Source organism: Lentzea sp., assembly GCF_036380075.1.
Lineage (GTDB): Bacteria > Actinomycetota > Actinomycetes > Mycobacteriales > Pseudonocardiaceae > Lentzea.
Map to the genome: position 1 here is coordinate 14,128 of NZ_DASVFL010000228.1, position 13,750 is coordinate 27,877.

The 13,750-nt window shown below is 73.1% G+C and carries 3 protein-coding genes; all 3 read left to right on the forward strand.

The annotated features are described in order from the left end of the window. The first annotated feature begins 23 nt into the window (after window positions 1-23). From VF330_RS25120 to VF330_RS25130, 3 genes are read left to right on the forward strand one after another with little or no spacing between them, the layout of a single operon-like run. Window positions 24-215 (forward strand): MbtH family protein, encoded by a 192-nt coding sequence (locus VF330_RS25120; RefSeq protein WP_330854133.1) that lies wholly within the window; start codon window positions 24-26, stop codon window positions 213-215. Further along, window positions 212-6,460, forward strand: a complete 6,249-nt coding sequence (locus tag VF330_RS25125; RefSeq protein ID WP_330854134.1) for an amino acid adenylation domain-containing protein — start codon at window positions 212-214, stop codon at window positions 6,458-6,460. The genes VF330_RS25120 and VF330_RS25125 overlap by 4 nt, the downstream gene beginning before the upstream one ends. Then, window positions 6,457-13,620: an amino acid adenylation domain-containing protein gene (locus VF330_RS25130; protein WP_330854135.1), complete on the forward strand. Its 7,164-nt coding sequence runs from the start codon at window positions 6,457-6,459 to the stop codon at window positions 13,618-13,620. Before VF330_RS25125 ends, VF330_RS25130 begins: the two co-directional genes overlap by 4 nt. Window positions 13,621-13,750: the final 130 nt, after the last annotated feature.

Sequence of the window (13,750 nt, forward strand, 5' to 3'; positions counted from 1 at the left end):
GCCGAGAACGTTGGAGTGGAGCCATGTCCGAGGATCTGATCTACCAGGTCGTCCGCAACCACGAGGAGCAGTACTCGCTGTGGCCGGCCGCGCGCCCGCTGCCGCTCGGCTGGACGGCCGAGGGGACGACCGGGTCCCGCGAGGAGTGCCTCGCGCGGGTGAGCGAGGTGTGGACGGACATGCGGCCGCTGAGCGTCCGCCAGGCCGCGCGATGACCACCACCGACGCGCCCGCGTCGGTGGACGTCCGGTGGCGCAGGGCCGACGACCGCACGACGCTCTCGTTCGCCGAGCGGCGGATGTGGTTCCTCGACCAGCTGCACCGGGGGAGCACCGGCTACCTCCTGCCGTACGTGTTCCGCGTCAGCGGCCCGCTCGACCTCCCGGCGCTGCGCACCGCGATCACCGGCCTGCACCGGCGGCACGAGGTGCTGCGCTCCCGGTACCGCGCCGAGGCGGGGGAGCCGAAGCGGGTGGTCGACGCCCCCGGCGAGGTGGCACCGGTGCTCACCGTCCTGGACCTGGCGGGGGACGAGTCCCGCGTCCGCGAGGTGCTCGACCGCGATCACCGGACGCCCTTCGACCTGGCGGCCGACCATCCGATCCGGTGGACGCTCCTGCGGCTGGCGGCCGACGACCACGTCCTCGCGCTCACCGTGCACCACATCGCGTTCGACGAGTGGTCCGGGTACGTCCTCGGCGAGGATTTCAGCGCTCTCTACGCCGCCGCGGTGGCCGGCGTGCCGCCCGAGCTGAGCCCGGTCGTGTTCGACTACGCCGACCACGCGGCACGCGGCCACGTCACCGGTGCGATCGCGTACTGGGAACGGCAGCTCGACGGCGCGGGTGTGCTGGACCTGCCACGGGATCGCGCCCGCCCGCCGGTGTGGCAGCCCGCGGGCGGCCACGTCGACGTCGAGCTGCCCGCCGAACTGGTCGCGGACCTGACCGCACTCGGCCGCACCGCCGGGGCCAGCCGGTTCATGACGTTCCTCGCCGCGTTCACCGGCCTGCTCGCCCGGCTCAGCGGCGACACCGACGTCTGCGTCGGCACGCCGGTGTCCTGCCGCACGGACGAACAGACCCACGGCATGGTCGGCCTGTTCGCCAACACCGTCGTCATCCGCGGGAAAGTGGGCGAGCGGACCACTTTCCGGGAACTGCTCCGTGCCACCGCCGAGACGTCCCTGGCGGCCATGGAGCACCAGGACGTCCCGTTCGACCTGCTCGTCGAGCGCATCGGGCCGGACCGCGACCTGGCGCGCAACCCGCTGTTCCAGGTCATGTTCGTGCTCGAGGAGGGGTCCGGCACCTCGTTCGCGGGCACCGGTCTGCGCTTCGAGGAGGTCACCGCTCCGCCGTCGGCCGCCAAGGTCGACCTGACGCTCGCGCTGTGGGACAACGGGAACGGCGGGTTGTCCGGCCACTTCGAGTACGCGACGGCCCTGTTCGACCGGGCTACTGTCGAGCGGTTCGCCCGGCTCTTCCGGCAGTTCGCCGAGAGCGCGGTCGCCGAACCCGGCCGTCGCGTCGTCGAGCTCCCGCTGTCCACCGCGCGGCACCACCTCGACGAGGTGGACCACCGGCCCGCCTCCGTCGAGGATGTCTCGACGGTGGAACTGGTCGCACGGCAGGTGCGGCTGCGTCCGGACGCCATCGCGGTCGAGGAATCCCTCGACTACCGAGCTGTCGCCGATGCGGCGAACAGCCTCGCCCACGCCTTGGTGCAGAACGGCGTCACCCGCGGGTCCGTGGTCGGGGTCTGCGTGCACCGGGGCCCTCATCTGGTGCCCGCACTGCTCGGCGTCATGGCGTCGCGAGCCACCGTGCTGTGGCTCGACCCCGCGCAGCCGGTCGAACGGCTGCGCGAGCTCGTCGCGGACGCCGGGGCGCGGTCGGTCGTCGTGAGCGGCGGACTCGGCGACCTCGGCGCACCGGTGCTCGACGTCGAGGCGGAACGCGCCCCCGCGGACCGTGACCACCTGTCCACCGCGCGGATCGACCCGTCGGACACCGCCTACATCGCCTACACGTCGGGCTCGACCGGAAAGCCCAAGGGAGTCTGGGTCTCCCACGGCGCGCTGAGCGAGCACCTGCAGGTCATCTCGGTCGAGTACCGGATCACCGAGCGCTCGCGAGTGGCGTTGGTCGCCGCCATCGGCTTCGACGTGTCGCTGGAGCAGCTGCTCACCGCGCTCGTCCGCGGTGCGCGGGTGGTCCCGCTGGACCCCCGGAGCCTGAGCGCCGACCAGCTCCTCGACGCCGTCCGGCGCCACCGGGTCACGCACGTCAACGTGACTCCGCTGTACTACCGGGAACTGGTGGCGCGGGCGGCCGTGCGGGACCCGCGGCTGGCGTCGGTCGAACTGATGAACCTGGGCGGGGACGTCGTGCACGGCGGCGACGTCCGGCGCTGGCGCGACGGTGGTTTCACCGGGCGGCTCACGTGTTGCTACGGCCCGACCGAGTCGACGGTCACCTGCGCGGTGCTGGACGCGCCCGACGCGTTCGCGGGGGAGAACGTCGTTCCCATCGGCCGGCCTGTCGCGGGAACGCGCGCCTATGTCCTGGACGGCGCCCTCCAGCCGGTTCCGGTCGGCGTGCCGGGCGAGCTGTTCCTCGGTGGCCGCCGGATCGCCACGGGCTACCACGACAGGCCCGCGGTGACGGCCGAGCGGTTCCTGCCGGACCCGTTCACCGACGAGGCCGGGGCCCGGATGTACCGCACGGGCGACGTCGTCCGCCGTCGCGCGGACGGGGTCCTCGAGTTCCGCGGCCGGGTGGACCGCCAGGTCAAGGTCCGCGGCCACCGGGTCGAACCCGCGGAGGTCGAGGCCGCACTGCTGGCCCACCCGCGGGTCCGTGCCGCCGCGGTCGTGGCACGCGACGGGGAACTGGTCGCGTACGTCGTGGCCGGTTCCGGCGACGGCATCGGTGAGTTCCTCCGGAACCGGTTGCCCGCTCACCTCGTGCCCGCCGCGATCGTCGAGCTGGACGAGCTGCCGCTGACGCCGAGCGGAAAGCTGCGGGAAGCCGCCCTTCCCGCACCGCCGAGAACCCGGCCGGTGTCCGGAGTGGACGTCGTCGCACCGCGCACGGCCGCCGAGACGACCGTGGCGGAGGCGTTCTCGGCGGTGCTGGGCATCGCGGGAGTCGGCGTGCACGACGACTTCTTCCGGCTCGGCGGCCACTCGCTGGCCGCGACCCGGCTGGTGGCCCGGCTTCGCGACACGGCGGGCGTCGACCTGCCCGTGAAAGCCGTGTTCACCGCACCGACGCCCGCCGCGCTCGCAGTCGAGCTGGACAGCGCCGCCGCACACCCCGGCACGTCGACGAGCCGGGCCGACCGCGGCGCACCGCTCGTGTTGTCCGCCGCTCAACGCCGGCTGTGGCTGCTCGACCGGCTCGACGCCTCGCGCCAGGAGTACCTCGTCCCGATGACGTACGTCATCCAGGGCCGGCTGGACGTCACCGCGCTCCAGCGCGCGGCCGACGAGCTCGTGGAGCGGCACGAGATCCTCCGCACGCGGTACGTCGTCCACGGCGACCCGGTGCAGCTCGTCGACGAGCCCGGCACCGTCGCGCTGGACGTCGTCGACGCGGACGGGCGCCCGGTCGAGGAGGTGCTGGCCGAGGCGACGGCGCACGGCTTCGACCTGGCCCGCGACCACCAGTTCCGGCTCGTCCTGGTGCGGGTCGCCGCCGAGGAGCACGTGCTGCTGGTGCTGACCCACCACATCGCCTGCGACGGCAGGTCGTGGCAGATCATCGGCGCGGAACTGGCCGAGCTCTACCGCGGGGCGCAACTCCCGCGGCCGGTGTGGCAGTACGCCGACCACGCCGCCTGGGAGAGCACCCGCGACCCGGTGCGCGGACTGGGTTTCTGGACCGCGGCGCTGTCCGGGACCACCCCGCTGCACCTGCCGGTCGACCGGCCGCGGCCCGAGGTGCGCGATCCCTCCGGCGCAGTGTGCTCGTTCCGCCTACCGGGTGAGGTGGTCCACTTGGGACAGTCCGTCGGCGCCACCGCGTTCGCCACCTGGTTCGCGCTGTACGCGGCGCTGCTGAGCCGGGTGTCGGGGCAGACCGACGTGGTGGTCGGCACCCCGGTCGACGGACGGGAGCGCGCCGGGGCCGACGCGCTGATCGGGTGCTTCGTCAACACGATGGCGCTGCGGGTGCCCGACGCCGGCGGGACTTTCCTCGCGCTCCTCGACTCGGTGCGCCGGCTGCTGGTCGACGCGTACGAGCACCGGCACACGCCGTTCGACGACGTGGTCGCCGCGCTGGGCGTGAGCCGCGACCCGGCCAGGACACCGGTGTTCGACGTGATGTTCCAGGTGCTCGACGAGGCCGCCCCGGCGTTGCCGCTGCCGGGGGTGTCCGTGCAGGACGTCGAGCTGACCCCGCGGTCGGCGGTGGTCGACCTCAGCCTGTCCCTGCGCCCGAACCCCGAGGGCGGCTGGACCGGCGAGTTCGAGTACGCCACGGCGTTGTTCGAGCCCGCTACGATCACACGGCTGGCCGAGCGGTTCGTGCGGCTGGCAGCGGCGGTGGCCGCGCAGCCGGACGCCGACATCGCCGGTTTCGACCTCCGCACGGACGCCGAGCGGGCCCATCGGACAGCCGACCACCACGACGATCCGCGCACCGTGGTCGAGCTCTTCGCCGAGCACGCGGCGAACCGGCCCGACGCGGTCGCCGTCACGGGTCCCGCGGGCACGATGACGTACCGGGAGCTGGACGAGTGGAGCAACCGGCTCGCCCGTCACCTCGCCGCGCACGGCGTGGTTCCCGGTTCGACGGTCGCCGTCCGAGTGGGACGTACGGAGTGGACGGTCGTGTCCCTGCTGGCCGTGCTCAAGTGCGGCGCGGTCCACCTCCCGCTCAGCGAGGCGGAACCCCGGGACCGGGTCGACGCGCTGGTCGAGGAGACCGCACCGGTCGTCGTGGTGACCACCGGAGAGGTCCGGTTCGCCGTCCCGGTGGTCGATCTCGACCGTGACGCGGCCGCGATCGCCGACCAGTCGCCACAACCTCTGCCCGCACCGCGGGCGGACCTCGCCTACCTGATCTTCACGTCCGGCTCGACCGGCCGTCCCAAGGGCGTGCTGGTCGACCACGGCTCGTTCTCCCACCACTGCCAGGTGATGGCGCGGGCGTACCGGCTCGGGCCGGGGGAGCGGCTGGCCCTGCTGGCCTCGCTGAGCTTCGACGCCTCGATGGACCAGGTGGTGGCGCCACTGGTGAGCGGGGCCGCGGTGGTCGTGCTCGACGCGCGGGCGGTCACCCCGGAACGGATGCTCCAGGCCGTCCACGACCACGGCGTCACCGTCGTGGACGTCACCCCGGTCTACTTCCGCGAACTGCTTCGCGCGGCACGGCCCCGTGATCCCCGGCTCGCCCGGCTCCGGCTGATGAGCGTCGGCGGTGACGTGGTGACCGGCGCCGACGCGTCCGCGTGGCACGCGCTCGGCGTGCCGGCGGAGTTCGGCTGCACGTACGGGCCGACCGAGGCGACCGTCGCCTGCACGTTCCAGATCATGGACGACTACGAGGCCGAACGGGCCGGGGGAGGCGCCCTGCCGCTGGGACGGGCGTTGCCCGGCACCCGGCTGTCGGTGCTCGACCCGGCGATGCGGCCGGTCGTCCCCGGCGCGGTCGGAGAGCTCCACGTCGGGGGCCGCCGGGTCGCCCGGGGCTACCTGAACCGGCCGGACCTGACCGCCGACCGGTTCGTGCCGGACCCGTCCGGTCCGCCGGGAGCACGGCTGTACCGCACCGGCGACCTGGTCCGCACCCGGCCGGACGGCGTCGTCGAGTTCCTCGGCCGCGCCGACCGGCAGGTGAAGATCCGCGGGTTCCGCGTCGAACCGGCCGAGGTCGAGTCGGTCCTGTCCGCGTGCCCCGGAGTGCGGGCGGCGGTCGTGGTCCCCGGCTCCCTGCCCACCGGCGAGGAGTGCCTGCTGGGCTACGTCGTCGCCGACGCGGGAACCGAGGCCGGCGCCGTCCGCGCACAGGTCCGGAAAGGACTACCGCAGCACATGGTGCCCGCCGCGCTGACCGTGGTCGGCGAGATCCCGTTGACACCCAACGGGAAGGTGGACCGTGCGCGGCTGCCACAGCCGGTCTTCACCGACGAACGGGCGGAAACCCGTCCGATGGACCCCACCGAGCAGGAGGTCGCCCGGATCTGGGCCGACGTCCTCGGGGTGACCGGCATCGGGCCCGCGGACGACTTCTTCCGGCTCGGCGGCCACTCCCTGTCGGCGACGCGCGTGTCCATGCGCGCACAAGAGGTGTTCGGGGTCGAGCTCCCGCTGCACCGGTTCTTCACGGCGACCACGGTCGAAGCGCTCGCCGCCGCGATCCGCACCGAGGTGGAAGCGGCCTTCGCCGGACTGTCCGACGCCGAGGTCATGGCACTAGCAACCCAGAACCTGGAGGCCGACCAGCGATGACGACCGACGCACAGCCCACCGGGCGCACTCTCGCCGAACTGCGCAGGGCCTTGCTGGAACGGCAGCTGGCCGGCCGGGCGCCCGCGCAGTCCACTGTGGACGAGATTCCCGCGCTCTCCCGCTCGCGGCCCCTGGCCCTGTCCTTCGCGCAGCAACGGCTCTGGCTGCTGGACCAGCTGCGCCCCGGCCAGGACGAGTACCTGGTGCCGATGGCGATCCGGCTGGACGGCGAGCTCGACGTGAGCGCACTGGCCGATGCGCTCACCGCGGTCGTCGCACGCCACGAGGTCCTGCGCACTCGGTACGTCCTCGACGGGCGCGAGCCGGTCCAGGTGATCGACGAACCCGCACCCGTTCCGCTGCACCGGACCGCGTGCGCCGGGGACGAGCTCCAGCCCGTGATCGCCGGGCTGACGAGGACACCTGTCGACCTGCGCCGCGACCACCCGATCAAGGCCCACCTGGTCGAGCTGGGCCCGGCCAGCCACGTGCTGGTGGTCTGCGTGCACCACATCGCGTTCGACGACTGGTCCACCGGACTGCTGCTGCGCGAGCTGTCCGAGCTGTACTCGGCGGCGGTGGAGTCCCGGCCGCCGTCGCTGCCCGAGGTGCGCACGCAGTACGGCGACTACGCCCGCTGGCAGCGCGACCGGATCCGGGGGAGCGCCGGCCAGGGCCAGCTGGAGCACTGGCGCACCAGGCTGTCGGGCCTGACCGCGCTGGCGTTGTTCACCGACCGGCCCCACCCGCCCGAGTGGCAGCCCGAAGGAGGCTCGGAGGGGTTCGTCATCCCCGCGGTGGTGGCCGACGCGCTGCGGTCGGCGGGCCGGGAAGCCGGCGCCACGGCCTTCCACGTCCTGCTCGCCGCGGTGCACACGTTCCTCAGCCGCTACACGGGACAACGGGACATCGCCGTGGGCGTGCCGTCCGCGTCACGGCCCAGGGCCGATCTGGCCGGCACCATCGGCTACTTCGGCAACATGCTGGTCATGCGGGCGGACCTGTCGGCCGACCCGTCGTTCGCCGGCCTGCTCGACCAGGTGCGGGCCACGTCGGTGGAGGCCTACGCCCACCAGGACGTGCCCTTCGACTGGCTGGTCACCGAGCTGCGGACCGACCGGGACCTCTCGCGCAACCCGCTGTTCCAGGTGAGCCTCACCGTGGCCGAGGGCGACGAGGAGGACGTGGCGATGACCGGGCTGACCGGCACGCCCGTGGACGTCGACTGGATCGCGGCCAAGTTCGACCTCTCGTTCGCCGTCACCGTGACCGCCGAGGGCGACTGGACGGGCGACATCGTCTACCCGGCCGCCCTGTTCGACCAGGACACCGTCCACCGGATGGCCCGGCACTTCGAGGCGCTGGTCGCCGCACTCGCCGCCCGGCCGGCCACGCCCGTCTCCCGGCTGGGCTTCACCACCGACCTCGACCGGCGGGACCCCGTCGAGGCGCCGACGATCCCGGTCGGCCACGGGATCCACGAGGCGGTCGCGCGGCAAGCCGCCGAGGCGGGCGAGCGCACCGCGGTGAGCAGCGGTGCTGCCCGACTGTCCTATCAGGAGCTCAACGAGCAGGCCAACCGGCTCGCCCGGCACCTGCGGGAACTCGGCACCGGCCGCGGCGACCTCGTCGGCGTCCGGCTCACCGGCGGTCCACAGTTGGTCGTCGCGCTGCTCGCGGTGCTCAAGGCCGGGGCGGCGTACCTCCCGCTCGACCCGGAACAGCCGCGGGACCGCGTCAACTTCATGACCGGTGACGCGGCGGCCCGGCTCGTCATCACCGAGTCGGCGCTGCCGCAGGAGCTCGACGCGCGGACGGTCGTCCTCGACGACGCCGCGACGCAGGACGTGCTCGACGCGTACGCCGCGGACGACCTCGACGTCGCCGTGAGCCCGGATGATCTGGCGTACGTCATGTACACCTCGGGATCGACCGGTCTGCCCAAGGGCGTCATGGTCACGCACCGCAACGTCCTGCGGCTGTTCGGCGCGCTCGACCTCGAACTGGCGACCGGCCGGGACGACGTGTGGACGGCCTTCCACTCGTACGCCTTCGACTTCTCCGTCTGGGAGATCTGGGGAGCGCTGGTCCACGGCAGCCGGCTCGTCCAGGTGCCGTTCGAGGTCTCCCGTTCGCCGGAGGACTTCCTCCGGCTGCTCGCCGACGAGGGCGTCACCGTGCTCAGCCAGACGCCGTCCGCGTTCACGGGACTCACCCGGGCGCTCGAAGAACGGGGTCAGTACGCCGGACTGGCCGTGCGGGCGGTGGTCTTCGGCGGCGAGGCGCTCGACCCCGGCCTGCTGGAGCCGTGGTTCCGGCTGGCCGGCCCGGACGCGCCGGCCATGATCAACATGTACGGCATCACCGAGACCACGGTGCACACCACGGTCAGGACGCTGACATCGGATGAGTGCCGGGTGCGCACGGGCGTGGGCCGCAGCCCGATCGGCCGCGCCCTGGCCGACGTACGGCTGCACGTGCTGGACGACGCGGGGCAGCTCGCGCCGATCGGCGTGCCCGGTGAGATCCACGTCGGCGGAGCCGGGGTCGCGCGGGGCTACCACGGCCGGCCGGCGCTGACCGCGGAACGGTTCGTGCCGGACCCGTTCGGCACCGAGCCGGGTGCCCGGCTCTACCGGTCGGGGGACCTCGGCAGGCTGACCGCCGACGGTGAGGTCGAGTACCTCGGCCGTGCCGACCAGCAGGTCAAGATCCGCGGCCACCGCATCGAGACCGGGGAGGTCGAGGCGGTACTGGCGAGCCACCCCGCCGTGACCGCGGCGGTCGTCGACGTGGCCTGGTCGGGTCCCGGTGACGGACGCGTCTTCGGTTACGTCGTCACGGCGGGCGACCTCGACGCCGCGGACGTGCTGCGGCACGCGGCGGCGCGGCTGCCCGCGTACATGATGCCCGTCGCGGTCATCGGCATCCCGCGGATCCCGTTGACGGTCAACGGGAAGCTGGACCGGGCGGCGCTGCCCGAACCGCGGGTGGAGTCCGCGGTCGCCTACGTCGCACCGCGTTCGGTGCCGGAGACCACGGCAGCGGCGGTCCTCGCCGAGGTCCTCGACGTCACCCGAGTCGGCGCGCGGGACAACTTCTTCAGCCTCGGCGGTGACTCGATCCTGGCCGTGCGCGCGGTGGGCATGTTGCGCGCACGGGGTTTCGAGGTCACGGTGGCCGACCTGTTCCGGCGCCAGACCGTCGAGGAGATCGCCGGACTGGCGGGCGGGCCGGTCGAGGCGGAGACGCTGGTGCCGCCGTTCGCGTTGATCCCCGACGAGGACCGCGCCGGCCTGCCGGACGGCGTCGTCGACGCGTATCCGCTGGCGGGGGCCCAGGCGGGCATGCTCTACGAGCTGCTGCGCGACGACGACGTCCACCGCTACCACAACGCGACCAGCTACCCCGTGCGCGAGAAGGGCGAGTTCTCCCTCGACGCGCTGCGGCGGGCCGCCGAGCTCGTGACGACGCGCCACGACGTGCTGCGCACCTCGTTCGACCTCGCGACCTTCAGCACGCCCCTGCAACTGGTGCACGCGCGCTGCCCGGTCGAGATCCGGTACACCGACCTGAGGGACGTGCCCGAGCACGAGCACGACAGCCGCCTGTGGCAGGTCGTCGCCGCCGAGCGGGCCGACCTGTTCGACGTCGCCACGGCGCCGTTGTGGCGGCTGCACGTCGTGCTGTCGGCGCCGGACCGCTGGCAGCTGTGCGTGGTGGAGTCCCACCCGATCCTCGACGGCTGGAGCCACAACTCCTTCGTCATGGAGCTCCTGCGGACCTACGAGGCCGTCCGGGACGGCGACGTGCCCGCGCGGTCCACTTCGGACACCCTGCGGTACGCGGACTACATCGCGGTGGAACAGGCCGCGATCCGGTCTCCGCAGGACCGGGCGTTCTGGGCCGAGCGGGTCACCGGGCGGTGGGAACGCCTCACGCTGCCGGAGATCTGGTCGGGGCCCGCCGGGGCGCCGCACTACGAGGTGCGCGTGCCCACCGGGGCGATCGAACCCGGTCTGCGGGAGCTCGCCCGGCTGGCGGGGGTGCCGTACAAGACGGTCCTCTTCGCCGCGTACCTGCGAGTCCTCGGGATCGCCGCCGGCCAGGAGTCGTTCTTCGCCGGACTGGTGACCAACGGCCGGCTGGAACGCCTGCACGGCGACGAAGTCCGGGGCATGTTCATCAACATCGTGCCCTGCCCGGCACCGGCCGCCGCGGACACGTGGGTGCGGTACGTCGGCGACGTCTTCGCCGAGGAGGTCGCCATCCAGGCGCACCGCCACTACCCGCTGGCGACGATGCAGCGCGACTGGGGCGGCGACGTCCCGCTGATCGACACGATCTTCAACTACCTCAACTTCCACGTGCTGGACTCCGACCTCGTCGAGATCGACGACGTCCAGGACGTCAGCCCGAACGAGTTCGCGATCGCGGTGTCCACCGAGCACGACTGCGTCGCGATCACGGCCCGTCCGGAACGGGTCGCGCCGGAGTTCGGCGAGCTGCTCGGCCGGCTGTTCACTCAGGTGCTGACGGCGATGGCCACGGCACCGCACGGCGACCCCCGGCAGTGCCTGCTCGACCCGGCCGACCGGCGGCGCGCCGTGGCCATGTCGGCCAGGCCCGCGGTACCAGCCGACGAGTCGATCGTCGAGATCCTGGATCGGTGGGCGGTCGACCGGGCCGGCGAACCCGCCGTGTGCGAGACCGGGCGCGAGCTGACCTACGGCGAGCTGCGCCGGCGGTCGTGCCAGGTGGCCGCCGGGCTGGTGGCGCGCGGGATCGGGCGGGAGGACGTCGTCGCCATCACCCTGCCGCGGGGCGCGGAGCTGATCGCCACGTTCATCGGCGTCCTGCGGGCGGGCGCCGCGTTCCTGATCCTCGACCCGGCGCAGCCGAAAGCCAGGCGGGACACGCTGCTGCGCGAGTCCGGCGCCGTGGTCCTGATCGGACCGGAGATCGACGCCGACGGGATCGAGGCGGTGGACCCCGCGTGGTTCGACGACTTCACCGACCTCGACGCCCCGGTCGCGGTCGACCCGGAGGCGCTGGTCTACCTGGTCAGCACGTCCGGCTCCACCGGAACACCCAAGAGCGTGATGCTCCACCACCGCGGCCTGACCAACTTCGTCGGCCCGCGCACCGCGCGGCTGGACATCAAGCCCGGCGACCGGGTCGCCCAGGTCGCCCCGGTCGTGTTCGACATGGCGCTGCTGGAGATCTTCCAGGCGCTGGCCCACGGCGGCACCGTCTGCGTTCCCGACCCGGACGTGCTCGCGGTCGGCGACGTGCTGGCCCGCCAGCTCGCCGAGTTCCGGGTGACGCACCTGGTCACCGTCCCGTCGGCGCTGGCGGTGCTCGACCCCGATCAGGTGCCGAGCCTGGAGGTGGTGGCCGTCGGCGGCGAGGAGTTCCCGCCGCAGCTGGCCGGCACGTGGGCGCACCGGGTGCGGTTGTTCAACATCTACGGCCCGACCGAGTGCACGATCTTCACCACGGGCACGGAGATCCTCCCCGGTCTCGACCGCGGCATCACCATCGGCCGGCCGCTCGGCAACGTCACCGGCCACGTCCTGGACGGGATGCTCGACCCGGTGCCGATCGGGGTGCCCGGCGAGCTGTGCCTCGGCGGCCCGGCGGTCGGCCGCGGGTACGCCGCCCGCCCGGACCTGACCGCGGACCGGTTCGTGCCGGATCCGTTCGGGGACGTGCCCGGTGCGCGGCTCTACCGCACGGGCGACCGGGTGGTCCGCCGCCAGGACGGGGACATCGTCTTCCTCGGCCGGTTCGACCAGCAGGTGAAGGTGCGCGGGCACCGGATCGAGCTCGGCGAGATCGAGTCGGTGCTGGAGACCCACCCGCAGGTCCGCCAGGCGGTCGCGGTCGTGCAGGGCGACACCGACCTGCGCCGCATGGTCGTCTTCGCCGCCGCGGCCGACGGCAGCCCGGTCACCGAGGCCGAGCTCGACGACTTCCTGCGCGCCCGGCTGCCGGCCTACCTGCTGCCGGACCGGATCGCCCGGCTCGACGACCTGCCCAGGACCGAGAGCGGCAAGCTCGATCGCAAGGCGTTGGCCGCGATCGAGGTCGCCGAGGACCGCCGGACGCCCCTGGTGCCGCCCCGCAACGCCGTCGAGGCGACCATCGCGGAGGTCTGGCAGCGGGTCCTGGGCGTCGACACGGCGGGCGTGCACGACGACTTCTTCCAGCTCGGCGGGCACTCGCTGCTGGCGGTGCGGCTCGCGTCGCAGCTGGCGAACGCGCTGGGGCACACCGTCTCCAGCGCCGACGTGCTGGGCAAGCGGACGATCGCCGGCATCGCGGAGGCCGTGACCACCGGCGACAGCGAGTCGGCAGAGGGACCGCTGGTCTGGTTCCGGCGGGAGGGCGGCCAACCGCCGCTGCTGTGCGTGCACCCCGGCGGCGGAAGCGCGCACTGGTACGACAAGCTCGCCGACGAGCTGCCCGCCGACCAGCCCGTCGTCGCGTTCCAGTACGAAGGGGCGCAACGGTTCCCGGACGGCCTGACGGCGAACGTGCTCGCCCGCCACTACATCGACTCCCTGGACGTGCCGCTGTCCGAGGTGCGCCTGATGGGCTGGTGCAGCGGCAGCCCGATCGCCTGGGAGATGTCCCGGCTGCTCACCGAGGCCGGGCACCAGGTCACGCTGACCCTGCTCGACCCGGTGGCCCCGGTCTCCGACCTGGACTACCTGCTGCGCGACTTCCAGGAGTGCGAGGACCTGTTCGTGCAGCTGTGCGCGGACGGACCCGACGACCAGGTCCGCGCCCGGGCGCTCGGTCTGCTGATGGGCCTGCTCGCGGCGGAGGTGCCGCAGGACGAGCTGACCGACGAGGAGTGGCTGCTGAGCGTCCGCGGCTGGCACAACCTGCTGAAGGCGATCCTGGGCTACGGCTACCCGTTCCAGGCCCGGTGGCCGGTGAACCTCGTGTTCAGCCAGGAGGTCGCGAGCGGCAACCACGAGGTGGTCCCGAACAGCGACGCGACCACGTACCTCGACTCGTGGAACCCCTTGCTGGCCGACGTGACCCGCACGGAGAACGTCATCCCGCGGGGCCACTACGAGGTCATGGAACCGGAGCACGTCGGCCTGCTGGCCCGGCTGCTGACCGAGCTGTGGGGCACACGTGGGTGAGCGCGCCCTGCGGCACAACCGGGACTTCCGGCTGCTGTGGCTCGGCCAGGCGTTGTCGGCCCTCGGTTCGACGATGTCGTCGGTGGCCCTGCCGCTGCTGGTGCTGCTGATCACCGAGTCACCGGTGAAG